This is a genomic window from Buttiauxella warmboldiae, assembly GCF_003818135.1.
GTDB lineage: Bacteria > Pseudomonadota > Gammaproteobacteria > Enterobacterales > Enterobacteriaceae > Buttiauxella > Buttiauxella warmboldiae.
In genome coordinates this window covers 1-17609 of record NZ_RPOH01000019.1, presented here as the reverse complement: position 1 = coordinate 17609, position 17609 = coordinate 1, and the positions used below count along the sequence as shown (strand labels likewise).

Annotated in this window: 19 protein-coding genes and 2 pseudogenes; 18 read left to right on the top strand and 3 right to left on the bottom strand. The window is 53.3% G+C overall.

What is annotated here, in order from left to right; all coding sequences use genetic code 11:
• The first annotated feature begins 14 nt into the window (after positions 1-14).
• The 7 genes and pseudogenes from flgG (at position 15) to EHN07_RS05750 (ending at position 6349) form a co-directional block, all read left to right on the top strand.
• Positions 15-800 (top strand): flagellar basal-body rod protein FlgG, encoded by a 786-nt coding sequence (gene flgG / locus EHN07_RS05780; RefSeq protein ID WP_124023234.1) that lies wholly within the window; start codon positions 15-17, stop codon positions 798-800.
• Positions 801-833: 33 nt separating this feature from the next.
• Positions 834-1499, top strand: coding sequence for a flagellar basal body L-ring protein FlgH (gene flgH / locus EHN07_RS05775; protein WP_124023233.1), 666 nt, complete (start codon positions 834-836; stop codon positions 1497-1499).
• Between the two features lie 13 nt (positions 1500-1512).
• The gene (locus EHN07_RS05770; RefSeq protein WP_124023232.1) at positions 1513-2607 is read left to right on the top strand and encodes a flagellar basal body P-ring protein FlgI; all 1095 of its coding nucleotides are present in this window, start codon (positions 1513-1515) and stop codon (positions 2605-2607) included.
• A 9-nt stretch (positions 2608-2616) separates the two neighbouring features.
• A pseudogene (locus EHN07_RS05765) lies at positions 2617-2901 on the top strand (rod-binding protein); the annotation flags it as partial.
• A 121-nt stretch (positions 2902-3022) separates the two neighbouring features.
• A complete protein-coding gene (gene flgK / locus EHN07_RS05760; protein WP_124023230.1) occupies positions 3023-4390 on the top strand; it encodes a flagellar hook-associated protein FlgK in 1368 nt (455 codons plus the stop codon).
• 22 nt (positions 4391-4412) lie between these two features.
• Positions 4413-5321, top strand: coding sequence for a flagellar hook-associated protein FlgL (gene flgL / locus EHN07_RS05755; RefSeq protein ID WP_124023229.1), 909 nt, complete (start codon positions 4413-4415; stop codon positions 5319-5321).
• Positions 5322-5386: 65 nt separating this feature from the next.
• Complete coding sequence (locus tag EHN07_RS05750; RefSeq protein WP_244202360.1) at positions 5387-6349, top strand: hypothetical protein; 963 nt, start codon at positions 5387-5389, stop codon at positions 6347-6349.
• Positions 6350-6356: 7 nt separating this feature from the next.
• Here EHN07_RS05750 and EHN07_RS05745 read toward each other — a convergent pair whose 3' ends face one another.
• Both EHN07_RS05745 and EHN07_RS05740 read right to left on the bottom strand, forming a co-directional pair.
• The gene (locus tag EHN07_RS05745) at positions 6357-6821 is read right to left on the bottom strand and encodes a hypothetical protein (protein ID WP_124023227.1); all 465 of its coding nucleotides are present in this window, start codon (positions 6819-6821) and stop codon (positions 6357-6359) included.
• Positions 6793-7722 (bottom strand): winged helix-turn-helix domain-containing protein, encoded by a 930-nt coding sequence (locus EHN07_RS05740; RefSeq protein ID WP_124023226.1) that lies wholly within the window; start codon positions 7720-7722, stop codon positions 6793-6795. Before EHN07_RS05740 ends, EHN07_RS05745 begins: the two co-directional genes overlap by 29 nt.
• A 531-nt stretch (positions 7723-8253) precedes the next feature.
• Between EHN07_RS05740 and EHN07_RS05735 the strand changes: the two genes are divergently transcribed.
• From EHN07_RS05735 to EHN07_RS05685, 11 genes are all read left to right on the top strand, one after another.
• Positions 8254-9114, top strand: a complete 861-nt coding sequence (locus EHN07_RS05735; RefSeq protein WP_124023225.1) for a flagellin N-terminal helical domain-containing protein — start codon at positions 8254-8256, stop codon at positions 9112-9114.
• 168 nt (positions 9115-9282) lie between these two features.
• A complete protein-coding gene (gene fliD / locus EHN07_RS05730) occupies positions 9283-10587 on the top strand; it encodes a flagellar filament capping protein FliD (protein ID WP_124023224.1) in 1305 nt (434 codons plus the stop codon).
• Positions 10588-10600: 13 nt separating this feature from the next.
• Entirely contained in the window at positions 10601-10996 is a 396-nt protein-coding gene (gene fliS, locus EHN07_RS05725; protein ID WP_124023223.1) for a flagellar export chaperone FliS, read from the top strand.
• Positions 10971-11312: a hypothetical protein gene (locus EHN07_RS05720; protein ID WP_124023222.1), complete on the top strand. Its 342-nt coding sequence runs from the start codon at positions 10971-10973 to the stop codon at positions 11310-11312. The genes fliS and EHN07_RS05720 overlap by 26 nt, the downstream gene beginning before the upstream one ends.
• Positions 11305-12357: a flagellar hook-length control protein FliK gene (locus EHN07_RS05715; protein WP_124023221.1), complete on the top strand. Its 1053-nt coding sequence runs from the start codon at positions 11305-11307 to the stop codon at positions 12355-12357. Before EHN07_RS05720 ends, EHN07_RS05715 begins: the two co-directional genes overlap by 8 nt.
• Positions 12358-12373: 16 nt before the next feature.
• On the top strand, positions 12374-12877 hold the full coding sequence (locus EHN07_RS05710; protein ID WP_124023220.1) for a flagellar basal body-associated FliL family protein: 504 nt from the start codon (positions 12374-12376) through the stop codon (positions 12875-12877).
• A 20-nt stretch (positions 12878-12897) separates the two neighbouring features.
• Entirely contained in the window at positions 12898-13596 is a 699-nt protein-coding gene (locus tag EHN07_RS05705; protein WP_124023219.1) for a FliA/WhiG family RNA polymerase sigma factor, read from the top strand.
• Positions 13597-13603: 7 nt separating this feature from the next.
• On the top strand, positions 13604-14467 hold the full coding sequence (gene motA, locus EHN07_RS05700; RefSeq protein ID WP_124023218.1) for a flagellar motor stator protein MotA: 864 nt from the start codon (positions 13604-13606) through the stop codon (positions 14465-14467).
• The gene (gene lafU, locus EHN07_RS05695) at positions 14467-15393 is read left to right on the top strand and encodes a putative lateral flagellar export/assembly protein LafU (RefSeq protein WP_124023217.1); all 927 of its coding nucleotides are present in this window, start codon (positions 14467-14469) and stop codon (positions 15391-15393) included. Before motA ends, lafU begins: the two co-directional genes overlap by 1 nt.
• Positions 15394-15456: 63 nt before the next feature.
• Complete coding sequence (locus EHN07_RS05690; RefSeq protein ID WP_124023216.1) at positions 15457-16602, top strand: hypothetical protein; 1146 nt, start codon at positions 15457-15459, stop codon at positions 16600-16602.
• Positions 16603-16683: 81 nt separating this feature from the next.
• On the top strand, positions 16684-16959 hold the full coding sequence (locus EHN07_RS05685) for a hypothetical protein (protein ID WP_124023215.1): 276 nt from the start codon (positions 16684-16686) through the stop codon (positions 16957-16959).
• A gap of 207 nt (positions 16960-17166) precedes the next feature.
• Here the strand turns inward: EHN07_RS05685 and EHN07_RS05680 are convergent.
• Positions 17167-17523 (bottom strand): annotated as a pseudogene (locus tag EHN07_RS05680) (Gfo/Idh/MocA family protein); the annotation flags it as partial.
• Positions 17524-17609: the final 86 nt, after the last annotated feature.

The window sequence follows — 17609 nt, the reverse complement described above, 5'->3', positions numbered from 1 at the left end:
TAAGGGAATAAAGTATGAATCCAGCATTATGGATCAGTAAGACCGGCCTTGCGGCGCAGGACGCCAAAATGAATGCGGTTTCCAATAACCTCGCCAACGTCAACACCACCGGCTTTAAGCGCGATCGCGTGGTGTTTGAAGATCTGTTCTATCAGAACATGCGTGCGCCAGGCGTGCAGGCCAACCAGGATACCGCCACCCCTGGCGGTATGCAGTACGGCAGCGGGGTAAAGGTTGTCGGCACGCAGAAAGCCTTCACCGTGGGCAGTATGCAGGTCACTAACCAGAAAATGGATGTGGCTATCACCGGGCAAGGCTTTTTCCAGATTGAAATGCCGGATGGCACCGTGGGCTATACCCGCTCGGGCAACCTGCAGGTCAACAGCGAAGGTGTGGTCACCACCGCACAGGGGCAACCTTTGATCCCTCAGATCGAACTGCCGGTGAATACCAAAGAGGTCAACATCGCCAAAGACGGCACCGTTTCTGTGCTGGTGGCCGATGAGGTCGACCCGGTCGAACTGGGGCAAATCACGCTGGTGAATTTTGTTAATCCGGCCGGTCTCTCGGCAATCGGCGGCAATCTGTATCGTGAAACCGTTGCCAGCGGCGCGCCAGTGGAAGGCGTTCCCGGGGAAGAGGCATTAGGGCAGCTGGAGCAGGGCACGCTGGAAGGCTCCAACGTGCAGGTTGTGGAAGAGATGGTGGATATGATCACCGTGCAGCGAGCCTATGAAATGAACGCCAAAATGGTCTCCGCTGCCGATGACATGCTGAAGTTCATCACGCAGACGCTATAAAACGCAGGGATTGCGCGGAATAAGTGAAGGGAAATGAAAAATAAAATGCTGATTGGGCTGTTCGCCCTGGTTTTAACGGGTTGTGAAAGCCCTGCGCTGTTCGTGCAGAAAGATGATGCGGCCTACGCGCCGCCGGAAGAGGCCGCGGCGGTGACGCCTGCCGTTGCGGGCGGGGGGCTGTATAACAGCGGCTACAGCTGGTCTTTGGTTCAGGATCGTCGTGCCTACCGCGTGGGGGATATTCTGACCGTTAACCTGGACGAATCGACCCAGTCTAGCAAGCAGGCCACCACCAATTTTGGTAAGGAAAACGACGTGACGATAGGGGTGCCGGAGGTGTTCGGCAAAACGCTGGATAAAGCCAGCGGCTCTATCAGTGGCGATCGTAACTTCAAGGGGGCGGCTAATTCCGCACAGCAGAACATGCTGCGCGGAGCTATCACCGTTGCGGTGCATAAGGTGCTGCCCAACGGCGTCATGGAAGTGCGCGGTGAAAAATGGCTGACCCTCAACCAGGGCGACGAATATATGCGCGTGTCGGGGCTGGTGAGGCCGGAAGATATTTCGCCCGCGAATACCATTTCTTCCCAGCGTATCGCCAACGCCCGCATCTCTTATGCCGGGCGCGGAGCTTTAAGCGACGCCAACGCGGCGGGATGGCTGACGCGCTTCTTTAATCATCCACTGTTCCCGCTTTAATCAGGAGAAACCCATGCGTATCGTAATGTCAGGTTTTTTGCTCCTGGTGGCCTTTATCGGTCAGGCTTATGCCGAACGCTTAGGCAATATTGTGGATATTCAGGGTGTGCGTGGCAACCAGCTGGTGGGATACAGCCTGGTGGTCGGGCTGGACGGCACCGGGGATAAAAACCAGGTGAAGTTTACCAGCCAGTCCGTTACCAACATGCTGCGCCAGTTCGGCGTGCAGATGCCGGCCAAAATTGACCCTAAGGTGAAAAACGTTGCCGCGGTGGCGATCAGCGCCACGTTGCCGCCGATGTATGCCCGTGGGCAATCCATTGATATCACAGTCTCTTCTATTGGCGATGCCAAAAGCCTGCGCGGCGGCACGCTGCTGCTGACCCAGCTACGCGGTGCCGATGGGGAAGTGTACGCCCTGGCGCAGGGCAACGTGGTGGTGGGCGGTTTTAAAGCCGAAGGTGACAGCGGCTCCAGTATCACTATGAATACCCCAACGGTGGGAAGGGTGCCCAATGGTGCCAGCGTTGAGCGCGAAATTCCGACCGACTTTCAGGCCAATAGCCAGGTGGTGCTCAACCTGAAGCGGCCTAGTTTTAAAACCGCCAACAACGTGGCGATGGCCATTAACCAGGCATTTGGCGCGATTGCCACGGCGCAAAGTGCCACCAACGTGATGGTGCGGGCACCGGAACAGCCGGGGGCGCGCGTAGCCTTTATGTCCACGCTTGAAGATTTGCAAATCACCAGCGGCAGGCAACAGCCGCGCGTGGTCTTTAACGCGCGCACCGGCACCATTGTTATTGGTGATGGTGTGGTGGTGCGTGCCGCTGCGGTTTCTCACGGCAACCTGACGGTCACGATTCAGGAAACGCCGCAGGTTAGCCAGCCCGCGCCGTTCGGCCAGGGCAACACCGTAGTGACGCCAAACTCGAATATTAATGTTGACCGCGAACGTGGACAGATGGTGTTGATGCCGGCTGGCACCAGCCTGCGTAGTATCGTCAATACGCTTAACAGCCTCGGGGCCTCGCCGGATGACACCATGGCGATTTTGCAGGCGTTAAGCGAAGCCGGGGCAATGGATGCCGAACTGGTAGTCATTTAAGGAGATAAGATGATCGATTCGCTGACGGCACGCACCAGCGCCATTCCGGGTGACTTTACCGGCACGCAGAAAGCCCAGAATCTTGGGCAAGCGGCGGAACAGTTCGAGGCGCTCTTTTTACGATCGATGCTAAGCCAGATGCGCAAAGCTTCGGATGTGCTGGCGGAAGGGAGCAATCCCTTTTCCAGCAAGCAGCAAAATATGATGCGTGATTTTTATGATGACAAGCTCGCATCAATGTTAGCCTCCCAGCGCAGCAGCGGAATTGCCGCGCTGATTATTAAACAGCTGGGGCCGCAGGTTGAGGGCATGGAACGCGCCCTTAAGTTAACAGGGGAAGGGGTCGCTTTACCTGCTAAAGAGCAGGAGCTTGCTCCATCTATTCTCCCCGTGACGCGATAAGTGCAAGGAAAACATGAATATCATCAATATTGCTTTTAGCGGTGCGCAGGCTGCGCGGCAGGGAATGAGCACCACGTCGATGAACGTGGCGAACTACCTGACGCCGGGTTATAGCCGCCAGGGGATCATTCAGAGCGCGATTGGCGCCAACGGTGACAGTTTTTCCGCCGGCAATGGCGTGCGGGTCGACAGCATTCGCCGTATTTCCGACCAGTACCTGGTCAACCAGGTCTGGCACAGCAATACCCGCGCCGAGTACTATTCCGCCGGGCAAAAATATCTCGGGGCGCTGGAAAGCGTGATCGGCACCGACAGCACCAGCCTCGGCGGCGGCCTGGACAAATTTTTCGCCGCCCTCAATGCGCTGACCACCCAGCCGGATTCACCGGCTCTGCGCCAGCAGCTGCTCAATGAAGGGCAGTCTCTGGCGACCCGTTTTAACAACGTTGACAGCTTTATCAGCAGCCAGAAAGTTTCTATCAATACCCAGCGTGATGCGCTGGTGGGCAACGTCAATGTGCTCAGTAAAAATATTGCCAGCTACAACCAGCAAATTGCCGACCAGGAAGCCACAGGCGGCAACGCCAGCGTGCTGCGCGACCAGCGCGACGAGCTGGTGAAAGAGCTCAGCAGTATGGTGAGCGTAAAAGTTTCTGAAGATGCATCCGGGCGCTACAACGTTTCGCTTAACGATGGCCAGCCGCTGGTAAATGGCCGCCATTTCGGGCAGCTCAAGTCCACCATGAATCAGCAGGGCGAGCAGGAAGTTTCGCTGGAGTTCCTCAATACCACTTTTGGCGTCTCAGCGGCGATTGGCGGGCAGCTGGGCGCGCTTAACGATTATGAGCAAGGCACGCTAAAAACCATGCAAAGTTCGGTTCGCGATATGGCCGAGCAGTTTGCTAAAGAATTTAACGCGCAGCTGGCCAATGGCTTTGATCTGAACGGTCAGCAAGGTAAGCCACTGTTTGTCTTTGATCTCAGCAGCGGCAAAGGAATGTTGCAGGTAAGCGATCTGAAACCAGACGAGCTGGCGCTCTCTGATAAAGCCGACGAAAGCGGCAACGGCAATAATCTGAAGGCGCTAATTGATCTGAAAAACAAAGATCTGCCCATTGGCAATATGGGCAATATGAGCGTGAATGAAGCGGCCGCCGCCATTATCAGCACCGTGGGGATTGCCAGCCGCCAGAATAAAACCGAGCTGGATGCCGCAACCGCCGTTTCATACCAGGCGCAAACCCAGCGCGATAATCTGAGTGCGGTTAACCAGGATGAAGAGGCGATGAACCTCCAGGTTTATATGCAGGCTTACCAGTCCAACCTGAAGGTTATCGCCACCGGCAACCAGATTTTCAGCGATTTGCTGATGCTGTTCTGATAACGGAAAAAAGGAATTTACCATGCGTATCAGCAGTCTTTACCACTCTTCCGCAATGCTGCACCAGATGAACAACAACGGCGCGCGCCTGAGCAAACTGATGGAGCAGATGGCGACGCAAAAACGCGTCAATGTGCCCTCTGACGACCCGGTGGCCAGCAGCCGTCTGGTGCAGTTAAACCGCGAGCAGTCGGCAATCGACCAGTACCAGAGCAACATCACGCGCCTGTCCGGCAACCTGTCGATTCAGGAATCCCACGTGACGGCGTTAAGCGAGCAGCTGCTGGCGCTGAATGACAAACTGCTGGCGGCCAGCAACGACACCTATAGCGAGAAAGATATGGGGGGATTCGCCAATGAGATGTCACAAATGCTGGAGTCGCTGGTGTCGACGATGAATGCCAAAAATGAAGACGGGCACTACATCTTTTCTGGCACCAAAACCAATACCCAACCGGTGGTTTTTGATGAAGCCTCAAAAACTTATCTCTATGCCGGAAATGATGCCAGCCGTGCCACGACGGTGGCAAACGGTATTGAGATTGCGGAAAACACTAATATTAGCCAGGCCTTTTCCGGCAGCAATAACGATCTCAGCATGCTCAATTTGCTGAAAACCGTCAGTGACAAAATGGCCACGCCAGGTGCGGATTACCGCGACGATTTAAAGCTGCTGTTGGGCGAGGCTAAAAAATCCAGCGATAGTATCGCCTCGGTGTATACCGAGCTGGGCGGCAAACAAAATCGCCTGACGCTTATCGGCGATGCCCATTCAGATGTTAAAATTTCCCACGAACAGGTTATCCAGGAGCTTTCAGCGTTGGATGCTGCCACCAGCTACGTTAATATCCAGATGTATACGCAGGCGGTTCAGGCGTCGAACAAATCGTTCATGATGATAAGCCAACTTTCCCTCTTTAATCAGATGTAACCATTATGCAGGTTGGATTAAACCCGTCAGGACTACCTTTAAGCACTCCTCTTAACAGTGGAGGAGTGAAGAGCACGGCTGCGGTGAAGCAGCCGCCGGCGCTGCGCGATCGCTTTAGCGAAAACCGCTTCCCGGAATCGCCGCTCATCTCCACGCGCCCGCTGCGCTATAACGTTCAGCTTAACCAGCAGCTGACTTCCGTCCAGCAGGCGGATAATTATCTGTCGCAGGTGGAAAACCAGCTGCTGCAGCTACGCTATGCGGTAAATCACGGTTCATTGCGTGGAGATACGACTCATGAAGCCGCGCGTTCACTCTCCACATTGCTGAGCAACCGTTCGGCTATCAGCGCGGGTACCGTGAACCGGCATCTGGCCGTGGACCCGGAACAGACCGCGCAGGTGAATTTTACGCTTCCCGCCGCCCAGCGCCTGCTGCAAAGTGATGAAAGCGAAACGCTGATTTTTTCCCTTGCCGGCACGCGCCGTGAAATGGTGGCGGTAGCGCTGGAAGCCAGCGCTACGCCGCGCCAGCACGTGATGCGTCTCAATCAGGGACTGGGGTGTTTTGGCATCCATGCCGCTGTGGATAAGCAGCAGGCGCTGGTATTTAGCGTGGATGAAAAAGTGTGGCCGCAGGTCAGCAGCCAGCTAAGCGTGCGTGGGGAAGGAAAGCGATTTTCCGCCAACGAGTTTACGGCGCTGCTGGCGCGCCCGGAACCCGCGGTTACCGATACCCTTAGCCAACTGGCGCAGCAGCCCACGCTGATGCGTGAGTATCAGGGGGAAGTACAGCACGCGCTCGAACAGCTCACCCAGCAGCGGGGGCAGCTGTACAATCATCAGGATAATGTGCGCCGACGCATCAACGAGATGGCGACGCAATATCAGCCCACCCAGGCGCTGGAACACGCCAGGGCGCTGCGCGCGCACTTGCAACATAGCCAGCAGGATTATGCGGCCACGGCCAGAGCGCTGGGTGCGCAGGCGAATTTACAGCAGGGGACGGTCAGTAATTTGCTGCGCTAATAGCTCTTTAGCTATCCAGCGGAAATAAATACATGATCCCGCTTTGCCCAATGACCAGCGGTTTTTTGTTAATGGTCATTGGGTAGACCCAGACCATGTTATGGTTCAGAAAGTCGATAAAACTGTAAATCAGCTGATAATTGTTCGGGTTGCTATAGCGAATCGGCACATAATCGTAGAACACACGGCCGTTTTTGCGCCGGATTTCATTAAGTCTGCCCCGCAGCATAAACATTTCATCATCTTCACGCGTCAGCGTGACCAGCAGCGCCTCATCCATATCCAGAATTTGCGCATCGTAAACTTCTTGCCGATCGGACATTAAATCGTAAAAGCCAAACTGCATTCGGCCTTTAATCGGGGCGCTTTTTGCATTCACCGCACCGGCGTGCAGGTGCAGCACGCAAAACAGGATGGCAATAAGAATGGCAGCCAGGCTGAGATTAAGGTTTTTTACACGGAGCCAGTTCATCTATTTTTCTCACGGTCTCATCATAAAGAGTATTCGTTAATTTCAGGTTATCTGTTCGCCAGTGGTAAATCGACATCGCCAGCTGCTGGCTTGCGCAGGCCGATTCAATGGAAAAGGTGTAGTTCAGCATCTGCTCATCGGCGCGGTAATAAACCGACATCCAGGCGTCTCTGGCGATCAGTTTTTGATTCAGATTTTTCAGGGCGGTTTTAAATTTCAGCACGTCTTCATCGCCCATTTCATCTACGGCGGCGGCAATACGGAACACGCGAATATTGCTGTACTGATTTTTTTCATGCTCCCGGGCGACCATCTCATCGGCGCTGGTATAAAAAAAAGCAAACCAGCTGCTGGCTATTATCAGCGCAATCAATAACAAACTAAGCATGACCGATAATGTGCGTTTGCTGTTGCGCAAGCGCTGGATGACAGAGGGTGCCACAGGGTGATTAGGCTTAGCTGGCGCAGCGGGTAGCGCATGGCTGAGTTCTGCCGGTGGCGTAATTTCAGCCTCAGGCCATTGCGGATCGTCAGAAGAGGGCGCAGGTTGTGAAGCGCTCTGGCTTTCTGGCTCCAGCAGCTGACAAAAATCCAGGTCCAGCAGGTAGCCTTTTTTCGGGATGGTTTTGATCACCCGCTGGTGTTTACCGTCATCTTCCAGCGCGGAACGCAGCGCGTGAATCGCATTCGACAGACTGTTATCCCCAATCACCCTGCGTTCCCAGACCAGGCTGGTAAGCTCATTGCGTGATAGCGTTTGCCCGGCATGCTGCATCAGACAGTCCAGCAGCTTGAGCTGGTATTCACCCAGGCGCCGCACTTCACCGGAGTGGCGATGGACAAGGGTACCGGACGCGTAATCCAGCAACCAGTTATTAACAAAATAGAGGGGTTTGCTCATAAGTTTCAAAATATCAGGCGTGCTATATCATTAAGAGGTGGAAAATCGGGTTGTTATGCTTTTTAAGCGCTTTGTCGCGGTTAACTATTTTAAATTTTAATCAGAAGAAAATTTCAATCGCTAAGAATAGGGGCGTTTTTGCCTGCATATTATATTGGATGCGCAGAAAATATGCATTAAAATAAAAAGCCTTTAAATACAGTTTGTTATGATTATTCTCCGTATGCGGTAGAGCCTGTTGTTAACTTAAAGATAAGCTTTGAAATTCGGCGGGGAGGTTTTTATTTTTCAGGGTTTAAGTTTGTTGTTTAATGGGTCGCAATGTTATTTAAAATATACCTTCAATTAACAACATTCACTTTTTTGACCCGGCTTGTTTCCATTTTCCGCTGTTTTGCTCTCAGGTGAAAAAATTTTGTCTTCATATGAATATTTTTTTCATTCAGGTTTAATTTCTTACCGGGTGGTGTCGTTTTCTCAGAGTACACAGGCAAACAGAGCCTGACAGCATAATCCTCAAGGAGAGAACCAATGGCACTTTCAATTTTCACCAGCGGCGCGGCAATGTCTTCCACTAACGCCCTGAACAAATCCAACAGCATCCTGTCCACCGCGATGGAGCGCCTGGGCACCGGTAAACGCATTAACTCTGCGGCTGATGATGCGGCTGGTCTGCAAATTGCCACCCGCCTGCAGGGCCAGGTTAACGGTATGAGCGTTGCTCAGCGTAACATCTCTGATGCAACTGCGATGCTGCAGACGGGTGAAGGCGCGTTCGAAGAAGTCACCAATATTATGTACCGCATGAAAGACCTGGCGACACAGGCGGCGAACGATACAAACAATAAAAACGATCGTGGTGCTATGCAGGCAGAATTCACTGCATTGACGGATGAGCTGAATAATATCTGGGCCAATACTGATTTTGCTGGAACCAAACTCTTTAGCGCATCGGGGCTTGCTAAAACGAACGGATTAAGCTTCCAGATTGGTTCTTCCGCAAAAGAAACGATGACCACCTCTGGTATGACCTCTTCAATTGCTGACCTTAGTAAGGTACTTAGTAAGGGGGGCGTAAGCGGGCTTAGTAAGCTGAGTTTGAACGCTGGAGCAAGTGCTACTTCGGCGATTACCTCGTTACAAGGCGCTATCGATCAAGTAGCTGGTGTTCGCTCCAATATGGGTGCAATGATCAATCGTCTTGGCCATACCGCCGCTAACTTGTCAAATATGCAAGACAATACCACGCTTGCATTGGGCAACATCCGGGATGCAGACTTTGCAAGCGAAGCCACTAATATGACCCGCAACCAGATGCTGGCGCAGACCAGTATGTCGATGCTGAAGCAGGCGAACAGCATGTCCGGCATGGTAATGTCCCTGCTGGGCTAATCTCTCCTGATGTAAAAACACCGCTTCGGCGGTGTTTTTTCCGCTTCCGCTAGTGCGGAAGATAATTTTCCCGCCTGTTTATAACCCGCTGAATTTAATCAATATAAAAGTTGGCATAACTATTGCTATTAACAGCCTCAGGACATAGCAGTATGCCAGGGAGGAAGGATGACCGATTTTAGCAGTATTGACCCGCAGTCAATGGCAAAACAGCTTGCCGGCTTTGACGTGCAGACGCTGCAAAGCCAGCTGAAAACGCAAAAAGCGCGCTTAACCGCGCAGCAAAACGCGCTCAAATCCCTGAAAAGTGGTCTGACGGATTTCCGTACCTCGCTGACTAATCTCAATAAAACCACCAGTGGGATGCTGAAAACCAGCGCCAGCATGAGCGTTGAGAATATGGCCAAAGCGACCACTACCTCCGATGCGCGTAAAGGCACCTATAGCCTGTTTATCGAGCAGTTGGCCTCTTCACATCAATTGGCCTATAACGACCTGAAAGATGATGACGTTAAAAATGCGACTGGCAGTATGACCATCGAGATCAACGGTAATTCCATTGCGATTGATATGGATGGCGTGGATAGCCTGGCTGGCCTGGCAAAAGCGATTAACGGCATGGATGGCAACCCGGGCGTAACGGCCTCGCTGGTGCGTACCGGCGGCGAAGTGCGCTTAATGCTCAGCAGCGATAAAAGCGGTGAGGAAAATGCGATTACGTTAAGTGGTGGCCCCTCCGCAATGACCAGCAATGTGAGAACCATATCGGCAGCTCAGGATGCAAACGTCTGGCTCGGTGATCAGAACAACGGGATGCTAATCACCAATAGCACCAATACGCTGACTGACCTGATCGATGGCGTCACCCTCGAATTAAATCAGACCCATAAAGCAGGCGACGCGCCACTGCGTATTAATGTGGGTGTTGATACCACCGAAACCCAGAACCAGGTTAATAGCTTCGTTGAGGCTTATAACAAACTTATTGGGACGCTCGGTTCGTTAACCGCTTCTGGTTCCAGCAGTACCGATCGCGGCGCCTTTGCTGGAGATGCCAGCATCAGCGGGTTGCGACGCGAATTAAATGACATGTTGCGCACCTCTATTGACGGGCTGGATATTACCCAGTTTGGTCTGTCTGCGGATAAAGACGGCAAGCTTACGCTCGATAGCGACAAGCTTAAAGAAAAGCTGACTGACGACCCCGGTAAGCTTAATGCGCTGTTTAACGGTAGTGATGGCTTACTGAAAAAAATGGACAAATCTCTCGACAGGCTGCTGAGTATTTCAAGCGGCGACATCAAAAGTCGCGAAGAAACTAACCGCCGCCGTGAAAACGAATTAAGCGACCGCAGCGACAAAATTAGCACCCGCTATGATACGGCCTATAACCGCTATTTACAGCAGTTCACCCGTATGCAGAGCGTACTACAGCAGATGAACAACACCGCCAGCATGTTTGGTTTAGTCTAAGGAAGAAATAGCTATGTATGGAAACACCCAGGAAGGGTACGGCGAATACTATCAGTCTGATATGGCGGCACAGGTGGCTGCGGCCACCCCCCATCAGCTGGTGCTAATGCTGTTCACCGGTTTAACCGATGAGCTGGTACGGGCGAAAAGCCATATCGAGGCAAAACGCTATGAGCGCAAGGCCCAGAGTATCAATAAATGCATCGATATCCTCAACGCCTTAACCAGCGCGCTGGACTATGAAAAAGGCGGCGAGCTGGCGAAAAACCTCGCCAATTTATACGACTACTGCGTTTATCGCCTGTACGACGGCAGCAACAACCTCTCCGTCTCCGCGATTGAAGAAGTTGAAACCATCCTCGGCGAGCTGCGCGAAGGGTGGGATGAAATGGGCAAACGCCATGGATGATTTGCAGTTAATTGACTGGCAAACCCGCGCGCTGCTGGCGGCGGGTCAGCAGCAGGAGTGGGAAAAAATTCAGCAGCTCGATAGCGATATCGCCGCCATGCTGTGCAGCCTGTACGGCCGTGAGGTGGGGGAGCAAAAGCGTGAAGCGCTAAATAAACTTCAGCAGGCCCATCGTAAGGTGCATCAACAGGTGCGCCAGCAGCGCGATGAGCTAAGCCAGGATATGCTCCAGCAGCGTAACCAGCGCGAAGGGGCGCTTTCCTACGCCATGTTTGCCGGGCAAGAGATGGCTGAAGGGCTGGCCAGCAATGAGTGATTTCCTCGCCTACACGCCAACCGATACAGGAAACTTACCCCAGGCTGCACACCCGCACACCCTTTTGCCTCAGGCGACAATGACGCTGCCGGAAGCCGAAGAGTTGCAGGGCGTTAATACGGACGGCATGATTTTTGAAGAACTGCTGTTAGCCACCGGTTCTGAAGCTATCGCCACGGAAGCTAGCCTGGCAGGCGTTGAAGAAGACAGTACGCTTGAGGCGATGTTGCCGGATCTGCCCGAAGAGCAGGTTGAACAGATGGCCCAGCAATTCCTGGCATCTTTAATCAACCGGGATGTGCCGATGCTGATGACATCGCCATTGGTGGTGGCAGCAGGTACGGTGCCACAGCCTGTTTCCCTTACGCCTGATGCGCAATCCGTTACTGATAACGCGGAGCAGGTTGCGCTGGAAGCACAGGATGTCAAACCGGCGCTTGTGGCCGGGCAGCGGCATGACCGGGCAGCTTCGGCTGAACCCACCGAAATGGTGCTGCCTAAAAAGGTACACACGCCTGTAAGTGTCGAGAGCCTGCGTATTGCCGGGCTAAACACCGCCGTTGCTGGAAATATGTCTGTTATTTCAGCCGGGCAACCGCAGGCTCAGGTTAATGCGCCTGTGCGCGTGGATGGCACCGGCCAGGCATTATCAACCCAGCTACAGCACGCTTTAGGCGAGCGCCTGAATTTGCAAATTAACAACCAGATTCAGCATGCGACTATTCGCCTTGATCCGCCGGATATGGGGCGGATCGAAATTGTGGTGCAGATTGAAGCGGGAAAAATCCAGGTGCAAATCAATGCCGGACAAAGCGACGTTTATCGCGCTTTGTCGCAGGTGAGTAACGAGCTGCGCCAGGCGCTGACGGAACAACATTTTGTTGAGGTTGACGTTCGCTTATCCAACCAGGCCCATCAGCAACACTCGGATCAGCGCCAGCCTAAACCCGGTGCTGAAAATCAGCTGATTCTGGCTAACGATCGGCCTGACTCCACGCACGATACCCGCTCCCGGGACGATAAATCTATTTTGATGACGGTGTAAGAGAAGCAATAACTTTATGACGATTAAAACTTTTTCAATGGGTCTGGCCATCGCCATGGTTTCTGCTGTTCTGGCAGCGGTGATGGCGGTGGTGGGAGCACAACACTTCGCGCAAGCGGCCAGTGCTAATGCTGCCACCACGCCGCAAACTCAGTCGGCATGGCAAAAATTCACCCATATGTTTTCTTCGGCAGAAGAAGAGACTCAGGTGCTGTTTGTGGAAATTAACAACATCATGGTCTCCCTGAAAAACGACGGTGGCCAGGCGCGCTATATGCTGCTGGAACTGGCATTAACCGCGAAAACAGAGGAAGCCGTGAAGCAAACTGAAATGATGATCCCGGCGATCCGCGGGGCGACCGTCGCGCTGTTAACCGAAAAGGATTACAGCCTGGTGCGCACTTTAAGCGTGAATGACCTGCACGACGAGCTAATGGGGGCCTATCAGGCACGCTTTAAGCAGCTTAATTCCCGGATACCCTTTGATGATGTGATCATCAGCAAAATGCTGTTGCAGTAAGGCAGAAGAAGGAAAGCACAATGGAATGCAGCACCTTTATCTCCAGTGAAACGCTAACAGCCGCGGAAGAGTCGCGTTACGTTTCACAATACCTCCCGCTGGTAAAGCGGGTGGTGAAACAACTGGCCTGGCAGGCGCAAAGCGTTATCGACAGCGAAGATATGCAGCAGATCGCACTAATGGGTCTGCTTAGTTCGTTACGCCGTTACGGCAGGCCAGACGAGCAGTTCGGTGCCTTTGCGGCGCACAGAATTCGCGGTGCGATACTCGACGAATTACGGGTGCTGGACTGGCGCCCGCGTCGCCTGCGCCAGAAAGTACACAAGCTTAATGATGCCATCAGGGAGCTGAGCCGCAGGCTGGGCAAAGAGGTGGATTTCGAGGAGATAAAGCAGCATCTGGCGATCACCTCGGAAGAGTACCAGGAGTATTTATTACTCGACAGCGCCAGCGCGCTGCATAGCCTGGATGAGCTGCTGACAACCGACACTGATTTCAGTTTCAACAGCCGCAATCTGGAAGATGAAATTATTATTAGCGACTCGCTGCGCGCGGCGCTTGCCGGCCTGGATGAGCGGGAACAGCTGATCCTGAGCCTTTATTATCAGCATGAAATGAGCCTGAAAGAGATCGCGCTAGTGCTCGATCTCACCGAGGCCAGAATTTGCCAGCTGAATAAGAAAATTACCCAAAAAATTAAAGACGCCATCGAGCAGTGAGACAAGCATGCAAAAATTATTAGGATTAGCGATCATTTTTGGCTGCGTAGTCGGCGGCTTTATTGAATCAGGCGGGCGACTGGCCGCGTTTTGGGTGCCGGGGGAATTAATGATTATCATCGGTGCCGGGGTGGGGGCCATGGTGCTGGCCAACCCGAAACCGGTGCTGATTGAAATGTGGCGCCAGGTCAAAAGTGCGATACGCAAAAACAGCTATACCGCTGATTACCAGCGCCAGCTGCTGATGCTGCTCTATGAGCTGCTGGAGCTGGTGCAGGACGGCGGGCTGAAGGTGCTTGATGCGCATATCGAAGTGCCGGAAAAGAGCGAGCTATTCCTCAAATACCCGCTAGTGCTCGAAGATCATGCTCTGATTACCTTTATCTCCGATAACTTCCGCCTGATGGCGATGGGTAAAATCAACGAACACGAGCTGGAAGGTATCCTCGAGCAGGAGCTGGGGGCGATGGAAGAGGAGCTGCTCAGGCCATCGCGCTCAATGCAGCGTACCGCTGAAGCGATGCCGGGCTTCGGCATCTGCGCGGCGGTACTGGGGATTATTATCACCATGCAGTCCATTGACGGTTCTATCGCCATCATTGGGGTGAAAGTGGCGGCGGCGCTGGTGGGAACCTTCCTCGGCGTATTTATCTGCTACTGCCTGCTTGACCCCCTGGCGAACGCCATGGAGCAACAGACCAAAAAACAGATGGCGGCCCTTGAGTGCGTACGTACCGTATTAGTTAATCAGGTGGCGGGAAAACCGACGCTGCTGGCCGTTGATGCCGGGCGTAAAATGCTGCCAATGGATACCAAACCGACCTTTGCCACCCTGGATGGCTGGGTCAATGAACTGATTGGTGAAGGTTGATGCGTAGCAAGAAACAAGCGCATACCACCATTATTAAGCGCTCTGCCCGTCGTGAGCACCATGCTCCGCACGGCGGCGCGTGGAAAGTGGCCTTTGCCGACTTTACCCTCGCCATGATGGCGCTGTTTATGGTGCTGTGGATCATGAGTTCGGTCACCGAAGAAGAGCGCAAAGAGGTGGTTGCCCATCTGACCGGGGAATCGATTTTTGACGGCATGGTGATGTCTCCGCTTTCGTCCGGCGGGCAGGCGATGAACGGCCCGAATATGATTATTCCCGGCAAACAGGGCGGCGCGCCAACCACGGAAGAGATCGCCCAGCAGCTCGAAAAGCTGGATCTGGCAAGCAAGGCCACTGAGTCGCTCGAAGATGTGAATAAACGTTCGCAGCAGGAGATGATCGAACTGGCGCGGGTGATTATGGAAATCACTAAGGCTTTCGATGCGCAATCTAACCTGGATATGGAAATTGTGCCGCAGGGGCTGCGTATTCTGGTGCAGGACGATCAGAAGCGGGAGATGTTCCAGCGCAGCAGCGCTATTCTGACGCCATTCTTCCAGCGTTTACTGACTCAGCTGGCGCCGGTATTCAACAAAATTGATAACAAAGTGATTATCACCGGGCATACGGACTCTTCTATGTACCGGGATCAGACACGTTACAACAACTGGAACTTATCCGGCGACCGTGCGCTGGCGGCGCGAATCTCGTTAGAGCAGGGCGGTATGGTGAAAGATAAAGTGATTCAGGTGAATGCGATGGCGGACAGAATGCTGCTCAAACCCGATCAGCCTTTAAGCGCCGCCAACCGGCGCATTGAAATTATGGTGCTGACCCATGCTGCCGCAGATTCTCTGTATCAATTCTTTGGTACGCATGGAATTGATGTGGCGCGGCCTGCGGACAGCGCTCAATCCGCTCAGTAACGATTACGTAATTTGCTTTCCCGGCGGCATCAAGGATTCCGCCGCTGTCTTTGAGAGGAACTCATGTCGGTTATCGCCCAGTATTATTACCGTCAGCAAGCTAAAGTAACCCCGCCGGCTGCGGATAAACCGGCTGTTTCTGCTGCTGCGAACCCGGCACCCGCGGCGAAAGCTGCAAGCACTCACTCTACCGCTGGCGCTTCGTTTCAGCAGGCGCTTTCGGCTTCGCAAAAGCAGCAGGCAGAAAGTATCAACGCTGCCGGGACCACGGTTCGCAGCGAACCCGCGCGGCCAAAACCTGCCGCCAGCACCACGCCCACCCTCGAACAGCTGGTTAAATTTGCCAGAAGCCAGGGCTGGAGTGAAAAGCAGATCGCTTTAATGAAGCGTTTATCGCTGCGCAAAAATAGCCGTACCGGCAAACCCTGGAGTGAAAGCGGGCAGCCCGTTTTATCTACCGCCAGCCGTCAGGTCCGCGAGCAGGGACTGGTGGCAGGAAAAGGTGACGCAGGGAATATTCGCGGTATACGTAATAACAACCCAGGCAATATCGAGGCCAGCGAGTTATTCGAGTGGCAAGGGCAAACCGGTAACGATGGCCGTTTTGCCACTTTCTCCTCCCCGGAACACGGTATTCGTGCCTTAGGGATGAATCTGCTCTCTTATCATCGGCGCGGGCTGGATACCATCAGCAAAGTGATCTCCCGCTGGGCGCCCGCTCAGGATAACAATGACACTTCTGCTTATATCAATAAAGTCAGCCAGGCGTTGGGCGTATCGCCGCATGAACGCCTCGACCTCACCGCGCCGTCAGTATTAAGCGCCCTGAGCAAAGCGATTATCCGCCATGAAAATGGCACCATTCCGTTTGCAGAAAGCGTTATCAGCAGCGGGGTATTTTCTGCCCTCGGGTTACAGAATTTGCCGGGCGTCAGGCAAACGGCACAGCGTATAGCGCAGCCGATATCAGGCCAGTCGGTATTTTCTCTCCAGGCCAGCGCCATGAACCCGCTGGAATTAAAAGCCTTGCGCCAGACCCTGAGCAAGCAGCTACAGGCGGCAAAAATTGTTCTCCAGTCGGGTGGCGAGGCGACAAACATTCCCAGCAAGGCTGAATTAGTTGCGGCATGGGGATATACCGAAGGTTCCCGACGCTTTGAAGAGGTAAAAATGGTATCTCTATCACATTCTCGTAAAGCAGGCGTTTAAACCACCACGATTGCGCTTAATTTGCCTGCTGATTGTGTCGTAGTACTGGATTGTACCCATAAATAATCTGGATATTACATCATGAAGATAGACTCGACGCCCTATCATTACGGCTCTGGCTTCAATGTTGACGGTTCACAGGAGGCTACGGGCCGCAAACCATTAGGCTATACCCAATATAGCGGAACGCTTTGCCAGCAAAGCGGGGTGTGGGGTGCGGCAGTGAATGCGGCGACCCAAGTCGTGACCGTTGAGAAAGGAAACATCATGCCTTATCACGCCGGCCAGACGATTAACTGGCAATTAATGGATTACAGCGTTAACGAAAATATTATAAAACCCTCGCCGAATATTTAGCCTCCAACTCTTCTTTATTTATATTAATAAGGCCTCGAACAATTATCGGGGCTTTATTTTTTATTTTATTGCGAGCGGGCAACATTAAATTGCGGCTGGATTGCTTTTGTTTAAATTAAATAATGCGATAAATTACTCAATAATTATTGAGTTGTTCTGGTGGGCGTTACCCGCCGGGAAAGATATTGCAGCGATTAAAAACTAGCTGATAAAGTCGTTAATTGGGTCGATGCCGAAGCCGCTGGCCACGTTATCCCGGTAGGTAATGAAGTAGCTGTTGGGTGCTTTCACGCCATCCGGGCCGATGATCTCCAGCCCGCGATTCTGCGAGTCGGAGCGTATATAAGCGTTGTTGCAGATGATCGCGATACTCCCGCCATTATCTTTCGGGAAGCCGTCCGGCAGCACCCAGCCGTTTTCCACCACCCATGAGCTGCCGTCTTCCATCAGCAGGGTGCTCTGCACGCTGTCCCGGGTGTCGATACCCCGGGCGGCCAGCAGGCGCTTCTGCCCGACGGCGTAGACCGATTTCACCTCCTGCCCGCTGAGATAGCGCACCAGGGTAATAGCAAAACACCGCCCCAGCGGCTAAACTATCTCAATAATGATATAAATTGAGGTAGATTGATGAAGCCGCCCGCGCTTTTGCC